We start from the raw sequence: 20,138 nt of genomic DNA, 5'->3' as shown, positions 1-20,138 counted from the left end.
CTGCAACTTCCTGCAATTTCCCTTCCCAGTCAGCGGGTCTGCCCCTTAGGCTCCGTTGGTTGTTCCAATGGGGAGGGAAATTCGTGAAGTTCCGTAATCGGGCGGTGGCCGCGGCCATCGCCCTGCCGATGATTCTCGGCATCGCAGCCTGTGGCGACAAGGACACGGCCGGTGGCGGCGCGACTCAGCCGACGCAGACGCAGAGCACCAGCGCGCCGGTCACCAGCAGCACGCCGGAGGCCAGCACGCCTGCGCCGCCGGTCGAAGAGCCGGCCCACCTGACCAACGCCAGCTTCATCCCGACGCTCAAGTCGGCCACCGGCAAGGCCAAGTCCTTCACGTCGAAGATGACGATGACGGTCGGCGGCCAGAAGATCACCGCCACGTCGTCGCAGACCACCAGCCCGCTGGCGATGAAGATGGACATGGTCAACCCGATGGTCGGCGGCGCCATGCAGATGATCCTGGTCAAGTCGAACCTGTACATCTCGATCCCGAAGCAGACCGGCGCGGGCAAGTACATCCAGCTGAACCTGAAGAACAGCAGCGACCCGACGGTCAAGTCGTTCGGCTCGATCCTCGAGAGCGCCGACCCGACCAAGTCCTACCAGGGCTGGGAGAAGGCGCTGAGCGGCGTCAAGTTCGTCAAGTCCGAGACGATCGGCGGCCAGAAGCTCGACCGGTACGACGTGACCGTCGACACCGCCAAGTCGCTGAAGGCGGCCGGCCAGCCGGTCCCGAAGGGCGTGCCGAAGTCGCTGGTGTACTCGGTCTGGATGGGCAGCGACAAGCTGATCTACCAGATGAAGTTCGCGATGGCCGGCGTCGACATGCAGATGACGATGTCCGACTACAACAAGCCGGTCGCCATCGCCGCCCCACCGGCGAGCAAGATCGTCGGCAAGCGCTAGTCATGACAACTCGCACCAGGGTGGCGGCACTGGCCGCCACCCTGCCGCTGCTGTTCGGGGCGGCGTCCTGTGCCGGCACCCCGGCGGCGGAGAAGCAGACCCAACCGGCCGCGCCTGTGAAGGCCGCCCCGCCACTTCGCCTGACCAGCGCGACTTTCGCGCCCGCGCTGAACAAGGCCACCGCCAAGGTGACCTCCTTCAAGGCCGTCGGCCAGATGACCACTCAAGGCCAGACCCTGGACCTGACAGTGGCGGTGACGGCCAAGCCGTTCGCTATCTCGATGACCATGAGCGGCGCCGCGTTCGACGGCATCATGACGATGATCGCGGCCAAGGGTGGTGTCTATGTGTCGGCTCCAGGCGTGACGCCGGCCGGCAAGTACATGGTGCTCGACCTGAAGCACGACAAGAATCCGCAGGTCCGGGCGATCGGTCAGATGCTGGCCAACGCGGATCCGCTGAAGCAGTTCAAGAGCTGGCAGCCGGGTGGGCAGAAGGTCAAGTTCGTCGGCACCGAGAAGGTCGGCGACCGGACGCTGGAGCGCTACCAGATCAGCGTGGTCGTGGCGAAGAAGCCGATCGTCTTCGACATGTGGCTGGGCGCCGACAAGCTGCTGTACAAGATGGCGTACAAGTTCGCGGGCTTGGACTACGTGATGACGATGACCGGTTACAACACGGTTGCTCCGATTGCGGCACCACCGGCGAGCAAGATCGTCAAGCAGCGCTGATGAGGATCCGGTCGAGGGTGGCGGCGCTGGCCGCCGCCTTGCCGTTGGTACTCGGCTTAGCCGCCTGCACGGACGACGCGGCGATCAAGCCCGAGGCCAGTACGACGAAACCGGCAGCCAACCAGAAGGCCGCCAAGCCGCCTGCCAGGCTGACGACGGCGACCTTCGCGCCGGTGACGCTCGCCGCCAACGCCAAGGTGAAGTCCTGGTCCGGGGTGATGCGGATGAGCTTCAACGGTCAGGTGGTGACCGCGACGATCGCGCAGACCTACAAGCCGGCCGCGATGCGGATGGACCTGAGTGGTCCGCAGTTCGGTGGCGTGGCCCATGCGATCCTGGCCAACGGTGTGGTCTACCTGCAGTTGCCGATTCCCGAGGCCCGCGGGCGGTATCTGAAATACGACCCGAAGAGCAGCAACCCGACGGCAGCCGCCGTCGTGCAGTTGTTCAGCGCCGCCGATCCCTCCACCGGGGACAAGGTGCTGCGGAAGGCCCTCGTCAAGGTGAAGTTCGTGGCCGGTGACACGGTCGGTTTCCGCAAGGTTGATCGGTACGACCTCACGATGAACAACGCCACGATGCTCCGGGCGCTCGGGATGAAGCGTCCGGCCGGGATGCCGAAGACCTCGGTCCAATCGCTCTGGATCGGTGCCGACCGCCTCACCTACAAGTCGGTGTCGGGTGATACCCAGATCACCGTGACCGGGTACAACACCGTGGGTGCCATCAGGGCTCCATCGGCGAAGATGATCATCAAGACGCGTTAGTCAGCGCAGGTACGAGGCGCCGTTGAAGTCGAGGACGGCGCCGCTGGACCAGGTGGCTTCGGGGGAGGCCAGCCAGTGGACGGCGTTGGCGACCTCGGTGGCGGTGGCGACCCGGTTGAACGGGCTCTGGGCGCGGATCGCGTCGCCGCCGGGGCCGTCCAGGTGCTGGGCGGTCATGTCGGTGGCGATGAAGCCGGGCGCGATTGACGTCACGGTGATGTCATGTGGCGCCAGCGCGATCGCCATCGACTGCCCGAACGAGTGCAACCCCGCCTTGCTCGCCCCGTACGCCGGTACGTCCGGCTCACCCCGGTACGCCCCACGCGACCCCACGTTGACCACGGCGCCCCGCTTGACGCCATCGGCCGGCTCCACGTCGAGCATCTGCCGGGCCGCGCACCAGGTCAGGTGTGCCGCCGCCTCCAGGTTGACGGCGAGCGTCCGCCGCCAGGCCTCCACCCAGTCCTCGTACGACGTCTCGAGCACCGGGTGACCGAGCCGCCGCGACCCCGCGACCGGCTCGTCGACGAACAGCGCGGCGTTGTTGACCAGTACGTCGATCCGCCCGAGCATCCTCGCCGATTCCTCAACAAGTAAAGGGATCGAGGCCGTATCGCCGAGGTCTCCGGACAGTACCGCGTGCCCCTCTCCAGGCAACTCGGCCAGTACTGCGTTCGCCTTGTCGACGGCGCCCCGGCAATGCAGCACGACCCGGTCGCCGGCCGCCGCGAAGACCCGTGCGACCTCCGCTCCCACGCCACGCGACGCACCTGTGACGAGCACTCCTCTGGACACTGCGATCCCCTCTCCTCGGCTGCCCTCATTCTGCCCTGCCCACGGCCTGTGACATCGCCCTGGCGGCATCGGTGACATCAGAAGGGTTGACAGTGACGTCACTATGACGTCAGTATTGCGTCATGGAACTTGACCACTACCTCGAGTCGGTCCGCCGTAGCGTGGAGAACGCCACCGCGCTGGCCGACGACCAAACTCGCTCCGTGGCGCAGCGCCTCGGAGCCACGCTGGATGACGCGGGCCGGCTGGCCCTCATCTCAGCCCTGTCGGATGCCGCCGGTGAGATCAGTCGTGAGCTGTCGCCCGGCTCCGTCGAGCTCCGGATGGCCGGTGGCCGCCCCGAGTTCGTCGTGACGCCGGCCCCGAGTCAGCTGACCGGCAACGATGACGACGACCTGGACGACGAGGTCGCCGAGCCGGCTGCCGCGGAGCTCGCCCTGGACGCCGACGAGCCGACGGCGCGGGTCACACTGCGGCTGCCGATGTCGGTGAAGAACAAGGTGGACGAGGCCGCGACCGCCGAGGGCATCTCCTCGAACGCGTGGCTGATGCGGACCGTGATGACGGCGCTGACCGGCGGTCGTCCCGGCTACGGCCGCCCGCCGCGGCCGCCGCGTGCGCCCCGCCCCGGCATCTTCGCCCCTGACGGACCGCTGGGACCGGAGGGCCCGCTCGGACCCGACGGCATCTTCGGCCAGGGCGGGGTTTTCGGGCCGGAGGGTGTCTTCGGGCCGGACGGCCTGTTCGGCGACGGACGCCGCGGTGATCGCGGTGACCGCCGGAGCGATCGCAGCGAGCGTCGCGGTGAGCGCGGCGACCATGGACAGCGCCGGGGTGGACGTGGCCCGGGCCAGCGGATGCAGGGGTGGGCACAGTGAGCTACAGCAGCCAGTTGATCGGCGAGGCCGGCGAGATCGAGCGGGTCCGGATCGAGATCGGTTCGGGGCTGGTGGAGATCCGTCCCGCCGACGGTGACAAGACCGTCGTCGACCTGGAGGTCGACAGTGGCGACGAGGGCGACGTGGTGTTCGAGGTGGTGAACGGCGAGCTGATCGTCGAGACCCCGAAGAACCTGCGCCGCGGCCCGGAGATCCGGGTCCGGATCGCCACCCCGGACGTCCTGGACGCCCGGATCCAGACCGGCTCCGGTGACATCACCTCCCGCGCGGCGCTGGGCGAGGCCCGGCTGTCGACCGGGTCGGGTGACATCCGCGCCGACCGGATCGAGGGCGACCTCGCGGCCAACACCGGCAGCGGCGACGTCAAGGTCGGGTACGCGGGTCAGAGTGTCCGGGCCAAGACCGGCTCCGGCGTCATCGACATCGGCGAGGCGGTCGGTACGACCGGCCTGTCCACCGGGTCGGGCGACGTCCGGGTCGGCGACGCGGCCGGGCCGACGACGGTCAAGGTCGGCTCCGGTGACATCACCATCGAGCGGATCAGGGATCACTCGGTCGCGACCTCCGGCTCCGGCGACGTCCGGGTCGAGTCCGCCGAGGGCCCCAGTGTGCGGGCCGAGACGGCTCGCGGGGACGTGCAGATCGGCGTACCGGACGGTGTGCCGACCTACCTCGACCTCAAGACGGTCACCGGCCAGATCCGGTGCGACCTCGAGCCCGGTGAGAAGCCGGCCGAGGGCGAGCGCTCGCTGATGCTGCGGGCCCGCACCGTCTCCGGCGACATCACCGTCGTCCGGGTCTGAACCAGCAGAACACCCAGCAGAAGACTCAGCACGGGGACCAGTGAGGGGATACAGCCATGATCAGCGAACACCAAGAGGTAGCCCGCTATCGGGTGGCCGAACAGATCCGGGTCGCCGAACTACGGGCCCAGAGCAAGCAACACCTCGACGCGCTGCGGGCCGACGGCGAGGCGGTCGGCCCGCGGCACGAGCTGGCCGGCGTACTGCGCCGGCTGGCCGACCGGCTCGAGCCGCAGCCGCGCCACCGCCGTACCGGCCTGTCCGTCGTCCGGTGATCTCGATGACTTCTCAAGCACTTTGCAGCTTGCTGCAACGCCTTGGTCTATTGACCTCCCGGGGCCGCTGACGCTGTTAGGGTGCTGGCCGTAACTGTGGTCGACACTCGGGGAGAAATGATGTTGCGTCCGTTGGTCGCGGTGACCGCCGCCACCCTGCTGCTGGCCGGTTGCAGCGGAGGAGACGACAAGTCGTCCTCGTCGAGCGACGATGGCAACAACGCCAACTCGGCCTCGACGCCGACGCCGAGCACCCCGGACCTCCCCAGCTTCGACCAGCCGAAGGCTTTCAGTCTGGTCACCGCGATCGCCTACGCCCGGCCGGACGGGCCGACCGAGCTCTACGGCGGCAAGGGCGCCATCGTCGGCAAGACCGCGATGTACGTCAACAAGGAGGCCCTGCACGCGGTCGCGATCGACGGGAGCTACAGCTGGCAGGCGCTGTCCAGCGACGTCAAGTCCACCGTCACCGAGGGCTACACGACGCCGACCGCCGTTCAGCTGGACGGCAAAGAGGTGATCGCGATCGCCTACGCCCAGAACGTCGAGGCGGGCGGCACCCAGAAGGCGCATGGCGAGGTCGTCTTCAAGTGGCTCGACCCGGCCGACGGCAAGGTGCTCAGCACCGCCACCGCGGTCATCAACGAGAAGATCGGCGGGGGTGTCGGATCGTTCGACCGGGCGACCGGTCAGGGTGCGATCACCGTCAGCGCGGGCGGCTCCAGGACCGCCGGTACTGCCGTGTTCGCCGACCCGGTGACCAAGAAGGCCACGGTGATCCCGGATCTCGGCGTGGCCGGGGTCTCCAACGGCGTCGTGGTGGGCGACCAGGGGTCGGGCCAGGAGGGTGCCACGAATCTCAAGATCGCCGTCGTCGACGGCGCGACGGGCAAGGTCAAGAAGGCGATCCCGATCCCGGCGATGAGCTACCTGATTCCGCAGACCGCCGGCAAGACGCACGCGTACATCGTGGGCGACGGCTACCGGAAGACCAACAAGTACGGCGGCGTCAACGTGCGCTCCATCTTCGCCGTGAACTTCGCCACCGGTGCCATGGTCGAGACCAAGCGACCGGATCTGGCCGATACCGACGACAACACCTACGACTGCTCGTCCGACGGTGTCGACGCGGTGGTCTGCCGCCGCGGTTCCTCGTACGGCAACGAGCAGGACGAGATCCTCGGCTTCGACGACAGCACCGGCAAGAAGAGCTGGGAGTACACCACCAAGAGCTCCAACCGGGTGGTTCTCGATATCACCACGGTCTACAACGGCTATGTCTACGGCAAGGCGGAGAAGTTGCCTGCCGTGCTCGACGCCAAGACCGGCGAGGACGTCCCGGTACCGGCGCCGACGCCGTCCGCGGGCGCCACGCCGACCCCTGGCGAGACGCCGACCGATGGCAGCTCGCCGGGTGACGGCAGCACGCCGGGGGAGTCGACCCCCAGTGCGGCCTTCGGCCAGCCGGGGCTGGTCTGGGGTGAGCCGCAGCCGCCGGTGTCGGTCTCGAAGTACGGCAGCGTCTACCTGCAGGACGGCGGTACGGACGCACCGCTGAACACCGAGAAGACGCTGGTGATCCAGAAGGCGATCGGCTGACGTTTCGCAGCACCGACCGAGAGGCCGCGGCGGTCAGATGCCGCCGCGGAGGAAGTTCTGGTACGACCGGGACGGCGTCGGGCCGCGCTGTCCCTGGTACCGGGAGCCGTACTTCGCGGAGCCGTACGGGTGCTCGGCAGGCGAGGACAGCCGGAAGAAGCAGAGCTGGCCGATCTTCATCCCCGGCCAGAGCTTGATCGGCAGCGTCGCCACGTTGGACAGCTCCAGCGTCACATGGCCGGAGAAACCGGGGTCGATGAACCCGGCGGTGGAGTGGGTGAGCAGCCCGAGCCGGCCCAGCGAGGACTTGCCCTCCAGCCGCGCCGCCACGTCGTCGGGCAGCGTCACCAGCTCGTACGTCGAGCCCAGCACGAACTCGCCCGGGTGCAGGATGAAGGGCTCGTCGCCCTCCGGCTCGACCTGACGGGTCAGGTCGGGCTGTTCCTCGGCCGGATCGATGTGCGGGTAGCGGTGGTTCTCGAACACCCGGAAGAATCGGTCCAGCCGTACGTCGACGCTCGACGGCTGCACCATCGCAGCATCGAACGGATCCAGCTGGACCCGCTTCGCGTCGAGCTCGGCCAAGATGTCACGGTCGGAGAGCAGCACGAACGCAACTTACCGCAGCGTGCTGCAACTCCGCCTGTCTGCCGGGCTCGGATCCTGATCGGATCGGCGCCCGATGTCACCGGGACCTGGCCGCGTACCTGTTCCGGAGCCCTCAGCTCCCCGGACCGTCGACGCGGCTACGGGCCTTCGGCAACGGCTCAGTTGGCGAGCTTGTTGAACTTCGAGACCTGGCCGGCGAACGTCTTCACCTGGGCCGGCGACCAGTCCTTGAGCAGGTCCTCGATCACCTTGTGGCGCTTCTTGCGGGCCGCGGCGAGCTTGCGCTTGCCGTTCGCCGTCAGCGTCAGCAGGGTCGCCCGGGCGTCGGACTTGTCGGCCGCCCGCTTCAGCAGGCCTTCTTCCTCGAGTCGCGCGCAGGCCCGGCTGACCGGACCCTTGTCCACCTCGAGGGCCGCGACCAGGTCGGCCATCCGCACCGGCGCGAGCTCCTCGACATGGTTGAGCAGCGCGTACTGCGCCGGCTCGAGATCCGGATGCGCCTCGTCCGACAGCGTCCGCTGCAGACTGCGCAGCCGGCGTGCCAGCGTGACGAGTTCCTTCTCCAGGTTCTCGAGTGCGTCGTTAGTGTCAGTTGCCACCGTTCACCCCTTCTTTTCAGTTGCCCCGCAACCATCTTGTCCGGCCCCAGTCAGGACCGCATCCTCACGTTGCGTCGAATGTTGCCCCCGGCAACGCGTTCTAATCTGCCAGAAGATGACCGGCCTGCCCAGTCCTGGGCGTGCCCTTTGTTCAAAACTCCCCGATAACCCCCCGTGCAAACCGCCACCGGGGTCGGGTATGATCCTCTGAGTCCGCCGGGAAACCGGCAGCCGCGCGGGTGTAGTTCAATGGCAGAACATCAGCTTCCCAAGCTGACAGTGCGAGTTCGATTCTCGTCACCCGCTCCAGCAGACCCCAGGCCGATGGCCTGGGGTCTTTGTCGTCCGAGGGGGTTTGTGATCCGGCCGGCGCGGGTACGCCGGCCGGATCGCTGCGCTGTCAGCGGCGGCATTTTCTTTTCGAATAGCGGTGGCTTTGTTCTTGCAAACCAGGGCTGACAACCATTCCACACCGGTGGATCTGAGGGTTACTTCGAGCCGAAGACCTGGAGTTCGGTCATGTCGGTGAACTGGCAGCCGCCGTAACCGCCGTCGGGGCAGTTGGTGGCGAAGTCGGGCACCTGCGGGCTGAGCATCACGAACCGGACGAACTTCACGCCGGTGACGTTGCCGGTCGGCGTGACCTCGTTGTACCTGCCGCGGTTCGCGGCGCCGAACTCGCCTTCCTGGGCGGTCGCCCAGGTGGTGCCGTCGACGGACGTCTCGATCCGGTACTTGCCGGTCGCCGAACTGCCCGGGTCGCCGCAGTTGTTCGACGGGTCGACCGAGAACTTGCTGATGTTCACGGCCACCGGCAGCGCGATGTCGACGTTCTTCGGGATCATCACGCCGGTCGGGGTGCCGTCGTCGTCACCGGTCGTACTGCCCCAGCCCGGTCCCTGGCTGGAGTCGATCACGTTGGCCGGGCCGCAGCCGAGAGAGGTGAGGTCCGGACCGTTGAAGTCCACCACCGAACCGCCGCCGGAAGCCGCGGCCCAGTTGCGCCGCGGTGCGAAGTTCGCGGTCGTACCGCCGGCCTTCACCGTCAGCGCATTGCCCAGTACCTCGTACCCGACACCAGAGACGACGAACTTGCCGTAGGTGCCCGGCAGTACACCAGTGATCGTGTACTTGCCGTTGGCGCCCGTGACTGCGGAGTAGTCGCCCGCGTAGCCGGACGCGTGGCCACCGATGAAGACCAGTGCGCCGGCCACCGGAGCGCCGGTGTCCTTGTCCGTCACAGTGCCGGAGATGGAGGTGGTGGCGCCGGTCGGCGGGATGTGGAAGTCCTCGACGGGACGGGAGTCGCCGCCGTCGATCGCCCCGGCGAACCAGCCCATGCCACGGTTCGCGAAGACCTGCCAGATGACCTTGGCGTTCTTGCCGCCGCTGGCGACCAGATCGGCCTGGACGATCGCGTTGCGCATGTCGAGCATCGTCGGGTCGGCGGTGGACAGCTCCATCGCCCGGGTGATGATGCTCAGCGCATAGGTGTGGCCGAACCGCTCGCGCAGATCCCACAGCGTCTGGGCCCACACCTCACCGGACGAGTGCACCTCCGGCGTACCGCCGATGGTCGGGAAGTCCCCGTAGGTGTAGCCGCCCTGCGAACCGTCGATGCCGACACAGGCCGGCTCCTTGGCCCTGACCCGGCAGTCGTTCGGCATCGTGCGGATGGTGCCGCCGCCGGTGTCGTACCGGCCGATCCGCATCTCACCGTTGGCAGTGGTGTCCTTCTCCAGGTTGTGCGAGGCCAGGTAGTCGAGCGCGTAGAAGTCGCTCCAGGCCTCGCCCATCGAGCCGGCCTGGATGCTGTTCAGGGTCGAGTTGCCGGTGGCGTCGACGACCAGCCGGTTCGACAGGCCGTGGGTGTACTCGTGGTACAGGATCTCGGCCGAGTTCGACGAGCTGGTCGCCACCGTCGCGTCGTCACCGGGGCTGCCGAACAGGTACATCTGCATGGTCGGCGGAGTGCCGTCCGGCGGGGTGTTCATGTTCGCGTTGTTGATGTGGTTGGCGTCCGGACCGCCGTCGGCGGCGGTGGCCGCGCCGTCGATCGAGTTCAGCTGGACCGCGTCGCCGCCGTCGGCGTCGAACGAGCCGGCCGCCTTGGTGAAGCTGATCGGCGGCTTGGCCAGCCAGTCGTGGAAGTTGCTGGCGAAGAAGAACCCGTTGGTGACGTCCTCGTTCATGTTGGTCTTCCAGGACGTCGGCTTGGCCGGGTCCCAGGTGCAGATGGTCGTCGGCGAGCAGAGCGCGACCGACTGGAACGGCACCAGCTTGTACTCCGAACCGGTCGCGGTGCCCGGTACCTTGACCAGCTCGCCGGGGTTCGCCTGGTTGTCGTCGTTGATGTCCGCGAACGCCGCCACCGAAGTGCCCTCGAGCAGCGTCTTCGCGCCCTTGGGCAGCCACTTGTTGTAGATCAGGTTCTCGGTGCGCTGGACGCCGCCCTTGGGCGCGCCCGGGTAGTTGTCGAAGACGAGCGCGTCGCCCTTGTCGTTGCTGGACAGGTCGCGCCGGTACAGCAGGTCGCCGGTCTGGGCGTCGATCACGTGGGTGTAGATCAGGGTGCCGCCCGCGTTGGTGTACGTCGACCAGGCCTTCCGCAGGCCGTCCGCGGTGTGGAACCAGACCTCCTTCGCGTAGTCGCCGTTGCTCCACTTCGTCGTGGTTCCGGCGGCCTTGGCAGTTGCGGTCTTCGCGGTCCCACCGATGTCCTCGGCCGCGGCTGAGCGCGCTGCGGAGGCGGTCACCGAGGGGGCAGCCCTGCGGGCGGCAGCCTGGGTGGCCAGTCCGGCGATCGGTGCGCCCTGCAGCGAGATCAGCTGGCCGGCCTTGGTGACGTGGGCCTTGAGGCCGTTGCCGAACACCTCGATGCCGTCGACTTCCTGGACCCAGGAGATGTGGTGGGTGCCGAGGTCGTCGACGTAGTCCTTGCGGAGCTTGAGGTCGGCGAGGTCGGAGGCCGAGAGCCTGAAGACCTCCGGGTGCGCCTTGACGTAGGCCAGGGCGATCTCGGTGGCTTTCTTCGTGCTCTTGGCGGTGAGGAAGCCGTTGAGCTTGGTCACCTGGGCCGGCGTACCGGTGTTCTCGTCGAGTGCCACGACGCCCTGGCTGCCCAGGGAGGTACGGAACTTCTCGGAGGCGGCGGTCTCCTTGCCGACAACCTTCGCGGCGCGGTTGTAGGTCGCGCGGGCGTTGGGGGTCCGGGCGTCGTAGTTGCCCTTGCGCTCCTTGGCCTTGATCGACCTGCCCGCCTCGGCGGGTGTCTTCGCATTGGGGGTGGCGGCCGTGGCGGCCATCGCGCCACCGCCGGCCGTTACCGCCAGGACGGTGCTGGCGCTCACGGCGGTCACCGCGAGCAGCCTGCGTCCCTTGCCGGGAACTCTCACAAAACATCACTCCTGAATATTGTTGAGACAGAAGCCGGAGGGCCGGCCGAGTGGATACTCGGCCGGCCCTCGCGGATGGTGATCGATGCGATTACTTGGTACCGAAGACCTGGATCTCCGTCATGTCGGTGAACGAGCAGCCGCTGACGGTGGAGCCTGGGCAGGTGGTCGCGAAGTCCGCGACCTGCGGGCTGAGCATCCAGAACTTCACGTACTTCACGCCGGCGGTGTTGCCGGACGGCGCCAGTTCGGTGTACTTGCCCACGTTGGCGTTGGTGAAGGTGCCCTCCTGAGCCGTGGCCCAGGTGGTGCCGTCAGCCGACGTCTCGATCTTGTACTGACCGGTGGCCGCCGTCGGGTCGTCACCACAGGTGTTCGACGGGTCGACCGAGAACTTGGTGACGTTCACGGTGTCCGGCAGCGTGATGGTGATGAACTTCGGCACCATCACATTGGTCGGCGTGCCGTTGTCGTCGCCGGTGGTGCTGCCCCAGCCGGTGCCCTGGCTGGAGTCGTTCGCGTACTGCGGACCGCACTGCGGCGAGAAGTCCGGACCGTTGTAGGCGGAGACCGTGCCGCCGCCGGACGACGCGGCCCAGTTGCGCCGCGGAGCCAGGTTGGCGACGGTGCCGCTCGGCTTGACCGTCACGGGAGCGCCCAGTACCTCGTACCCGGCGCCGGTGACGACGAACTTGCCGTAGGTGCCGGGCAGTACGCCAGTGATCGTGTACTTGCCGTTGGCGCCGGTCACTGCGGAGTAGTCGCCCGCGTAGCCGGAGGCGTGACCGCCGATGAAGACGAGCGCGCCGGCCACCGGAGCGCCGGTGTCCTTGTCGGTGACGGTGCCCGTGATGCTCGTGGTGGCCGTCTTCGGCGGAACGTGGAAGTCCTCGATCGGGTTCGCGTCGCCGCCGTCGAGCACGCCGGCGAACCAGCCCATGCCACGGTTGGCGAAGACCTGCCAGATGATGCCCGCGTTCTTACCGCCGCTGGCGACCAGGTCGGCCTGGACGATCGCGTTGCGCATGTCCAGCATCGTCGGGTCGGCGGTGGACAGCTCCATCGCGCGGGTGATGATGCTCAGCGCGTAGGCCCGGCCGAAGCGCTCCCGCAGGTCCCACAGGGTCTGGGCCCAGACCTCACCGGAGGCGTGTACCTCGGGCCGGTTGGTGATGTGCGGGAAGTCGCCGTAGGTGTAGCCGCCCTTGCTGCCGTCGCGAGCGACGCAGTTCGGGCTGATCGCCTTCACGCGGCAGTCGATCGCCTCGGTCCGGAACAGCTGGCCGTGGGCGACGTACTTGCCCTCGAGGACCTCACCGGGAGCGGTGGTGTCCTTCTCCAGCCCGTGCGAGACCAGGTAGTCCATCGCGTAGAAGTCGCTCCACGCCTCGCCCATCGAGCCGGCCTGGATGCTGTTCAGTGTCGAGTTGCCGGTGGCGTCGACGACGAGCCGGTTCGACAGACCGTGGGTGTACTCGTGGTACAGGATGCTGGCGTCGTTCGCGCCGCTGGCCGGCACCCAGCGCTCCTGCGCGTCGGACTTGCCCGGCGAGTGCCACAGGTACATCTGCATGGTCGGCGGGGTGCCGTCCGGCGGGGTCGACATGTTCGCGTTGTCGTCGTGGTTGGCGTCCGGTCCGCCGTCGGCGCCGGTCGCCGCGCCGTCCAGCGCGTTCAGGTGCACCGGGTCGCCGCCCGCGGCGTCGAACGAGCCGGCCGCCGGGGTGAAGCTGATCGGCGGCTTGGCCAGCCAGTCGTGGAAGTTGCTGGCCAGGTAGAACGCGTTGGTGACGTCCTGGTTCAGGTTCGTCTTCCAGGAGTCCGGCTTGGCCGGGTCCCAGGTGCAGATGAACGCGGCCGAGCAGAACGAGCTGCTGTTCTGGAACGGAACCAGCTTGTACTCCGAGGTGGTCGGCGTACCCGGTACCTTGACCGTCTCGCCGGCGTTCGGCTGGTTGTCGTCGTTCACGTCCGCGAAGGCGGCGACAGACGTTCCCTCGAGCAGCGTCTTCGCGTTCTTCGGCAGCCACTTGTTGTAGATCAGGTTCTCGGTGCGCTGCGTGCCGCCCTTGGGCGCGCCCGGGTAGTTGTCCTGCACCAGCGCGTCGCCGTTGCCCTCGCTGATCAGGTCCTTGCGGTACAGCAGGCCGCCGGTCTGGGCGTCGATCACGTGGCTGTAGATCTTCGAGCCGCCGCCGTTGACATAGGTCAGCCAGCCCTTGCGCAGGCCGTCGGCGGTGTGGAACCAGACCTGCTTGGCGGTGTCGCCGCTGCTCCACTTGGTGGTGCCGGCCTTGGTGGTCGCCGTGGCTTTCAGCAGCTTCGCGTCGACATCCTCGGCCGCGGCGGTCCGGGCGGCGTCGGCGCTGATGACCGAGCCGGCCGCCTTCTCGCGGGCCTGAGCCTGCGAGACGAGGCCGGAGATCGGTGCGCCCTGCAGCGAGATCAGCTGGCCGGCCTTGGTGACGTGGGCCTTCAGGCCGTTGCCGAACACGTCGATGCCGTCGACCTGCTGGCTCCACGAGATGTGGTGGGTGCCGAGGTCGTCGACGTAGTCCTTGCTCAGCTTGAGGGTGCCGAGGTCGGAGGCGGACAGCTTGAAGACCTCGGGGTGGGCCTTGACGTAGGCCAGCGCGATCTCGGTGGCCTTCTTGGTGCTCTTGGCGGTGAGGAAGCCGTTGAGCTTGGTCACCTGCGCCGGCGTACCGGTGTTCTCGTCGACCGCGACCACGCCCTGGCTGCCCAGGGAGGCGCGGAACTTCTCCGACGCGGCGGTCTCCTTGCCGACAACCTTCGCGGCGCGCGCGTAGTTCGCGCGGGCGTTCGGCGTCCGGGCGTCGTAGTTGCCCTTGCGCTCTTTGCCGGTGATCGACGACTTGGCGGCGTCGGCCGGGGCCTTGGTGTCCGGGGCGGCGGAGGTGGCGGCCATCGCGCCACCGCCGGCCGTTACAGCCAGGACGGTGGACGCGCCGACGGCGGTGACCGCCAGGAGCCCCCGTCCCTTGCCAGAAACTCTCACAACTGTGCTCCAGAGAAAGTCGTGCGGATCGCCCTCCACGACCCGTCCGGGCCGACCTTAAGCCTGGCGGTCGGCCCGGGGAAGGGTTATCTGCGGAATGACACGGAAGCGAGGGTTGTCCTTCGCAACCAATGGGTCGGCTGCTGTCAGGACCCCGCCGTCAGATCAGAAGGCGGCGGCTCCGTTCGGCGTACCGAGGCCCGTCGGGCCGTCCCAGCCGGTCCGAGCGTTGCACCACTGGGTTGTGGGGCATGAGCCGTTGCTTCCGCTCGTCACGTCGAACAGCGAGCTGGGGTGCGCGTACGGGAGAGCGTTCGCGTAGCCGGCGGTGTTGCCCGACAGCGCGTAGACCGAAGCGATGATGGGTGCGGCCTCACTCGTCCCACCGAACTGTGCCCAGGTCGAGGCGGTCCTGCTGGTCGGGTAGTAGATCGCCATGCCGCCCTTGGAGGGGTCAGCCGCCGCAGAGACGTCGGCCATCGCGCGCTTCGAGCAACCGGTGCTGAAGCTGGATGCGGCACTCAGCGCGGTGTTGTACGTCGAGCAGCCCGACCCGGCGCCACTCCAGACGCTCTCCGACCAGCCGCGGGTGTTGCTGGCCGAGACCAGCGAGGTACCACCGACAGCAGTCGTGTAGGAGGACGAAGCCGGGTAGCTGCCGCCCTGGTAGCCGTCGTCACCGGTCGACGCGGTGACGGCGATGCCCGGGTGGTTGTAGTAGGACCCGTACGTCGCGTCGGAGGCGTCGCCGCCGCCGTAGCTGTTCGAGATCGCCACTACGCCGGGCTGCTTGGAGGCGGTGACCACGGCGGTGCCGAGGTCGGCGAAGCTGGCCGACTTCGCCTGCACCACAACGATCTTGGCGTCCGGCGCCGCGGCCGAGACCGCGTCGACGTCGAGTGCCTGCTCGCCGGCCCAGCCGACGTTGAAGTTCGGCAGCGTGGTACCGCCGGTCTGGTTGATGATGCGCAGGCAGCCGTTCGCGATCGTGCAGGCGGACAGCCCGAACTGGGACCGGTAGACGCCGAGGTCGCGCTCCAGGTTCGGGTAGCCGTAGGCGTCGACGATGGCGACCGTACGGCCGTTCGCGCTCAGCCCGTTCAACTTGTACGCGTCCCGCAGGCCGGTCGGCGTGAGACCGGTCGCGGGCGGCGAAGCCGACGCCGTCGACTTCCCCGCAGCATCGACGAGCTTGAGTGCGTGACACGAGGCGGTGTGGGCCGTCTTCGCGGTGGTACAGACCTGTGCGGCGTGCTTTCCGGCGGTGTACGGAGTGGGAGCCGCGGCGGCCCCTTGGCTGGTCAGTCCTGCGACGGCTAGTGCGCCGACGCCCAGGGCGGACACGAGAATCCGTTGCTTCAACAGAACTCCTCGAGCTGGGCAGGCCCACCCTGATCATCTCGGTCGGGGCGGAACCGGCGTGATTGGTGTTCGGAATCGTCCGCCCGTCCGACCCCCGGAATCCAGCGATCCGATCCCTGACAAATGTCATGGGTGCCGGTGCGCGAACGCCTTGTGGTACAACGGTTTTTCCCGCCATGCCGCCCAGATCTGCCCTTCGGTGTAATCCGAAGGATTCCCCCCGACTTTTCGGCTAGCGTCCTTTCATGGACCTACTGGCCGAGGCGGAGGCACTCCAGGCGGAGGCTCATGAGGTACTCCGCAAGCTCGAGCTGCAGCACGCGTTCCCGTCGCTCGGGCCGCCGTTGCTGATCGGCAGCGCGCGGTCTGGGCTGATGGTGCTGCGCGACCTGGACGTCATGTTCACGGCGCCTTCGGCAAGGGCTTGCGATGTCCTGACCGGTCTTGCTGAGATTGCCGCGCGGGTCGAGTTGCTGTCGGTCGACTTCCGCGACGAGCGCGGAGAGCGCCGGCCGACGCCGCAGCTCACCGACGAGCGGTTCTATGCGGTACTTGGGTACGCCGGCTGGAAGGTCGAGCTGACGATTTGGCTGCACGCCGTTGACCGGCCGCATGTCGCGGACGCGCTGCGGGTCGGGGCGGCGAGCGATGAGGAGAAGGAAGCGATTCTGCGGCTCAAGAGCACGTATCCGGGGTACCCGGAGGCGGTTGGCGGGTCGGACATCTATCCGGCGGTGCTCGAGCACGGCGTACGGAGTACTGAAGAACTGACTGCCTATTTGGGCAGCTGAAGAGTGCCGGCCGTCCGGCAACGCCACCGGGCGGTCGGCACTCGCTTGGGAGGGGGCCTGTTTCAGAGTAGGCCCAGGGCTTCGGATTCCTGGTCGCTGAAGAGGCGGGAACGGATCAGGAAGCGGACGCCTTCGGGGGCCTCCACCGAGAAGCCGCTGCCGCGGCCTTTGACGACGTCGACGGTCAGGTGGGTGTGCTTCCAGTACTCGTACTGGTTCTTGGACATCCAGAACGAGATCGGCCGGTCCAGGCCGGCGACGTCGAGATCACCCAGCTGGATGTCCGCGTTGCCGGTCTTGAACTCGCCGTCCGGGTAGCACATCGGGGAGCTGCCGTCGCAGCACCCGCCGGACTGATGGAACATCAGCGGGCCGTGGATCTCGGTGAGGCGACGGAGCAACTCCGCCGCCTCCTCCGTATACGAAACCCTGTCGACCATGACGATCTAGAAGAAGCCGAGCTTGTTCGGGCTGTAGCTGACCAGCAGGTTCTTGGTCTGCTGGTAGTGGTCGAGCATCATCTTGTGGTTCTCCCGGCCGATGCCCGAGTTCTTGTACCCGCCGAAGGCCGCGTGCGCCGGGTAGGCGTGGTAGCAGTTCGTCCAGACCCGGCCGGCCTGGATCTCGCGGCCGGCCCGGTACGCCGTGTTCATGTCCCGCGACCAGACGCCGGCGCCGAGCCCGTACAGGGTGTCGTTGGCGATCTTGATCGCGTCGGCGTAGTCGTCGAACCTGGTCACCGAGACGACCGGCCCGAAGATCTCCTCCTGGAAGATCCGCATCTTGTTGTCGCCCTCGAAGATGGTCGGCTGGATGTAGTAGCCGCCGCTCAGGTCGCCGCCGAGGTCGGCCTTCTCGCCGCCGGTGATCACCTTGGCGCCCTCCGCTTTGCCGATGTCGATGTACGACAGGATCTTCTCGTACTGGTCGTTGCTGGCCTGCGCGCCCATCATCGTGTCGGTGTCCAGCGGGTTGCCCTGCTTGACCGCCTCGGTGCGCGCCTTGGCGTCGGTCAGGAACGAGTCGTAGATGCCGGCCTGGATCAGCGCCCGGGACGGGCAGGTGCAGACCTCGCCCTGGTTCAGCGCGAACATCGTGAAGCCCTCGAGCGCCTTGTCGTAGAAGTCGTCGCGGGAGCTGGCGACGTCGTCGAAGAACAGGTTCGGGCTCTTGCCGCCGAGCTCCAGCGTCACCGGGATGATGTTCTCCGAGGCGTACTGCATGATCAGCCGGCCGGTCGTGGTCTCACCAGTGAACGCGACCTTGGCGACTCTGTTGCTGGAGGCAAGCGGTTTGCCGGCCTCGACGCCGAACCCGTTGACGATGTTCAGCACGCCCGGCGGGATCAGGTCGGCGATCAGCTCCATCAGCACGTGGATCGAGGCCGGCGTCTGCTCGGCCGGCTTCAGGACGACGGCGTTGCCGGCCGCCAGCGCGGGCGCCAGCTTCCAGGTCGCCATCAGGATCGGGAAGTTCCACGGGATGATCTGGGCGACCACGCCGAGCGGCTCGTGGAAGTGGTAAGCGACGGTGTCGTCGTCGACCTGGGAGATCGAGCCCTCCTGCGCGCGCAGCGCGCCGGCGAAGTACCGGAAGTGGTCGACGGCCAGCGGCATGTCCGCGGCCAGCGTCTCGCGGACCGCCTTGCCGTTGTCCCAGGTCTCGGCGACGGCGAGCAGTTCGAGGTTGTCCTCGATCCGGTCGGCGATCTTGTTCAGGATGTTCGCCCGTTCGGCCGCCGACGTCCGGCCCCAGCCCGGCGCCGCGCCGTGGGCAGCGTCGAGAGCCGCCTCGACGTCGTCGGCGGTGCCGCGGGCGATCTCGGTGAAGGTCTCGCCGGTCACCGGCGTCGGGTTCTCGAAGTACCCGCCCTTGGCCGGTGGCACCCACTCACCGCCGATGAAGTGCTCGTACCGTGCCTTGAAGCTGACGGGGCTGCCGTCCTGCCCTGGGGCTGCATAGATCGTCATTGGTCCTCCTGCAGAAAAGAGCGGTGCTGCGAAAGCTAGGCCGGGTGACGTTGCATCGACGTTGCATAGCTTCGGGGCCTGGTGTGCCCTTGTGTGCGGGTCCGTTCCGGGTGAGGCTGGAGCGTGGACCCCGGGGATAGGGCGCGGCAGCTCAGCGAGCTGTACGACGAGGTGCTCGGCGGAGTCCGGGTGCCCGGCGTGCCGCGCCCGCTGGAGCCCAGGCCGCTGGTTGCCGAGTCCTGGCAACGATCGCTGGCGGCGTCCGTCGACCCGGAGCTGGACGGACCGCCGTTGGTGCTGCCGTCCGAGCTGCTGGAGTCCATGCGTGAGGAGCACCCTCTGCAGGCGGTACTGCCGATCCTCCGCGCCACACTGACGACCATCGCGGATGAGGCGTCCCACATCATGATCGTCACGGATGCGCAGGGGCTGATCCTCTGGCGCGAGGGTGCGGCCGACGTGCGCCGGCAGGCCGACCGGATCGCGCTGACCGAGGGAGCGGTGTGGTCCGAGGATGCGATCGGCACCAATGGCATGGGCACCGCGCTGGCCACCGATCAACCTGTCCAGATCCATTCGGCCGAACATCTGGTACGCCGAATCCACGCGTGGACGTGTGCCGCGGCGCCGGTCCACGACCCCGATACCGGCAAGGTGATCGGCGCGGTCGACGTGAGTGGTCCGCTGCGTACGGTCCACCCGGCCATGATGGCGCTGGTGACCGCGGCGGCTCAGCTGGCCGAGGGGCAGCTGCGAGTCCGGATGGCTGCTGCTGATGAGCAGCTTCGCGCTCGCAACATGCGCCACCTGATCGCCCTGGGCGACGCTCCCGGCGCGCTGCTTACTCCTTCTGGTCGCGTGCTCGCCGTCCAGCCGCTGGCTTGGCTGCCCGATCGTCTCGACATCTCCACCGGCGCTTCACGCGTCGAGCTCGGGGATGGACGTGAAGCGGTGGTCGAGCAGTTGGACGAGGGCTACCTGTTGCGCATCCCAGGACCGGTACGCCGGAGCTGCCCACAGCTGCGGTTGCGGCTGCTGGGGCCGGACGCGGCGGCTTTGGTCGGGACTCGTGAGATCGCGTTGACGTTGCGCCGGGCCGAGGTGCTCGCGTTGCTCCTTCTGCATCCGGCGGGACTTACGGCTGAGCAGTTGATGCTGCAGCTGTATGGGGATGAGGGCAATCCGGCGACGGTACGGGCCGAGATGCATCGGCTGCGCAGTCTGCTCGGTGCCGGGGTGCTCGATACGAAGCCTTATCGGATCATCGCGGACGTGTCGGGTGACATCACGGACGTGCAGCTCGCCCTGCGTCGTGGCGATTTGGCCAAGGCGTTGGAGTTGTACTCCGGGCCGTTGCTCGGGCGATCGGAGGCGCCGGCCTTGCGGGTGGAGCGGGACGAGTTGGATGCGACGCTGCGGCGCGCAGTACTGGATGCCGCTGACGCCGAGCTGCTGTGGCGGTTCGCGCAGACGCCGACGGGTGCGGAGGATCTCGAGGTCTTCGAGGTTCTCGATCGGCGTCTTCCCGCCGGGGATCATCGGCGGGCGGCGGTAGCTGCCCGCCTGGACCGGCTCGCGGGGTAGCTCAGTATCTGGACAGTGGAATTTAAGTC

The 20,138-nt window shown here is 67.8% G+C and carries 17 protein-coding genes and 1 tRNA gene; 10 read left to right on the top strand and 8 right to left on the bottom strand.

The features are described from left to right. Positions 1-83: 83 nt before the first annotated feature. From ACIA12_RS19160 to ACIA12_RS19150, 3 genes are read left to right on the top strand one after another with little or no spacing between them, the layout of a single operon-like run. Positions 84-911 carry a hypothetical protein gene (locus ACIA12_RS19160; RefSeq protein WP_396368348.1) on the top strand — a complete coding sequence of 276 codons (828 nt, stop codon included), beginning with the start codon at positions 84-86 and terminating at the stop codon, positions 909-911. Between the two features lie 2 nt (positions 912-913). After that, complete coding sequence (locus ACIA12_RS19155; protein WP_396368347.1) at positions 914-1,642, top strand: hypothetical protein; 729 nt, start codon at positions 914-916, stop codon at positions 1,640-1,642. After that, positions 1,642-2,409, top strand: coding sequence for a hypothetical protein (locus ACIA12_RS19150; protein ID WP_396368346.1), 768 nt, complete (start codon positions 1,642-1,644; stop codon positions 2,407-2,409). The genes ACIA12_RS19155 and ACIA12_RS19150 overlap by 1 nt, the downstream gene beginning before the upstream one ends. On the opposite strand, the gene ACIA12_RS19145 is transcribed toward ACIA12_RS19150, so the two are convergent. Then, entirely contained in the window at positions 2,410-3,204 is a 795-nt protein-coding gene (locus tag ACIA12_RS19145; RefSeq protein ID WP_396368345.1) for an SDR family NAD(P)-dependent oxidoreductase, read from the bottom strand. It abuts the gene before it with no gap. 122 nt (positions 3,205-3,326) lie between these two features. Here ACIA12_RS19145 and ACIA12_RS19140 point away from each other — a divergent pair, with 122 nt between their 5' ends. The 4 genes from ACIA12_RS19140 (at position 3,327) to ACIA12_RS19125 (ending at position 6,780) form a co-directional block, all read left to right on the top strand. Then, a complete protein-coding gene (locus ACIA12_RS19140; RefSeq protein WP_396368344.1) occupies positions 3,327-4,082 on the top strand; it encodes a hypothetical protein in 756 nt (251 codons plus the stop codon). Continuing rightward, complete coding sequence (locus tag ACIA12_RS19135; protein ID WP_396368343.1) at positions 4,079-4,906, top strand: DUF4097 family beta strand repeat-containing protein; 828 nt, start codon at positions 4,079-4,081, stop codon at positions 4,904-4,906. The genes ACIA12_RS19140 and ACIA12_RS19135 overlap by 4 nt, the downstream gene beginning before the upstream one ends. Positions 4,907-4,962: 56 nt before the next feature. Then, complete coding sequence (locus ACIA12_RS19130; protein ID WP_396368342.1) at positions 4,963-5,181, top strand: hypothetical protein; 219 nt, start codon at positions 4,963-4,965, stop codon at positions 5,179-5,181. A gap of 120 nt (positions 5,182-5,301) precedes the next feature. Then, complete coding sequence (locus ACIA12_RS19125) at positions 5,302-6,780, top strand: hypothetical protein (protein WP_396368341.1); 1,479 nt, start codon at positions 5,302-5,304, stop codon at positions 6,778-6,780. Positions 6,781-6,813: 33 nt separating this feature from the next. On the opposite strand, the gene dcd is transcribed toward ACIA12_RS19125, so the two are convergent. Both dcd and ACIA12_RS19115 read right to left on the bottom strand, forming a co-directional pair. Further along, positions 6,814-7,389 (bottom strand): dCTP deaminase, encoded by a 576-nt coding sequence (gene dcd, locus ACIA12_RS19120; protein ID WP_328330812.1) that lies wholly within the window; start codon positions 7,387-7,389, stop codon positions 6,814-6,816. A 158-nt stretch (positions 7,390-7,547) separates the two neighbouring features. Next, entirely contained in the window at positions 7,548-7,988 is a 441-nt protein-coding gene (locus tag ACIA12_RS19115; protein WP_164601271.1) for a MarR family winged helix-turn-helix transcriptional regulator, read from the bottom strand. A 235-nt stretch (positions 7,989-8,223) separates the two neighbouring features. On the opposite strand from ACIA12_RS19115, the gene ACIA12_RS19110 reads away from it, so the two are divergent. Next, positions 8,224-8,297, top strand: a tRNA-Gly gene (locus ACIA12_RS19110). Between the two features lie 179 nt (positions 8,298-8,476). Here ACIA12_RS19110 and ACIA12_RS19105 read toward each other — a convergent pair. From ACIA12_RS19105 to ACIA12_RS19095, 3 genes are all read right to left on the bottom strand, one after another. Beyond that, positions 8,477-11,347: a M36 family metallopeptidase gene (locus ACIA12_RS19105; protein ID WP_396368340.1), complete on the bottom strand. Its 2,871-nt coding sequence runs from the start codon at positions 11,345-11,347 to the stop codon at positions 8,477-8,479. A 127-nt stretch (positions 11,348-11,474) separates the two neighbouring features. Next, positions 11,475-14,402: a M36 family metallopeptidase gene (locus ACIA12_RS19100; protein ID WP_396368339.1), complete on the bottom strand. Its 2,928-nt coding sequence runs from the start codon at positions 14,400-14,402 to the stop codon at positions 11,475-11,477. 165 nt (positions 14,403-14,567) lie between these two features. Then, complete coding sequence (locus tag ACIA12_RS19095; RefSeq protein WP_396368338.1) at positions 14,568-15,764, bottom strand: hypothetical protein; 1,197 nt, start codon at positions 15,762-15,764, stop codon at positions 14,568-14,570. A gap of 245 nt (positions 15,765-16,009) precedes the next feature. Here ACIA12_RS19095 and ACIA12_RS19090 point away from each other — a divergent pair, with 245 nt between their 5' ends. Next, entirely contained in the window at positions 16,010-16,555 is a 546-nt protein-coding gene (locus tag ACIA12_RS19090) for a hypothetical protein (RefSeq protein ID WP_396368337.1), read from the top strand. Positions 16,556-16,617: 62 nt separating this feature from the next. Here ACIA12_RS19090 and ACIA12_RS19085 read toward each other — a convergent pair whose 3' ends face one another. Both ACIA12_RS19085 and adh read right to left on the bottom strand, forming a co-directional pair. Continuing rightward, complete coding sequence (locus ACIA12_RS19085) at positions 16,618-16,995, bottom strand: DUF779 domain-containing protein (RefSeq protein WP_396368336.1); 378 nt, start codon at positions 16,993-16,995, stop codon at positions 16,618-16,620. Between the two features lie 6 nt (positions 16,996-17,001). Beyond that, on the bottom strand, positions 17,002-18,525 hold the full coding sequence (adh, locus tag ACIA12_RS19080; RefSeq protein WP_396368335.1) for an aldehyde dehydrogenase: 1,524 nt from the start codon (positions 18,523-18,525) through the stop codon (positions 17,002-17,004). A 123-nt stretch (positions 18,526-18,648) separates the two neighbouring features. On the opposite strand from adh, the gene ACIA12_RS19075 reads away from it, so the two are divergent. Then, positions 18,649-20,109 carry a GAF domain-containing protein gene (locus ACIA12_RS19075; RefSeq protein WP_396368334.1) on the top strand — a complete coding sequence of 487 codons (1,461 nt, stop codon included), beginning with the start codon at positions 18,649-18,651 and terminating at the stop codon, positions 20,107-20,109. Positions 20,110-20,138 lie beyond the last annotated feature (29 nt).

Source organism: Kribbella sp. NPDC051620, from assembly GCF_044453825.1.
Classification (GTDB): Bacteria; Actinomycetota; Actinomycetes; order Propionibacteriales; family Kribbellaceae; genus Kribbella.
This window is presented reverse-complemented; position numbering and strand designations above follow the sequence as displayed.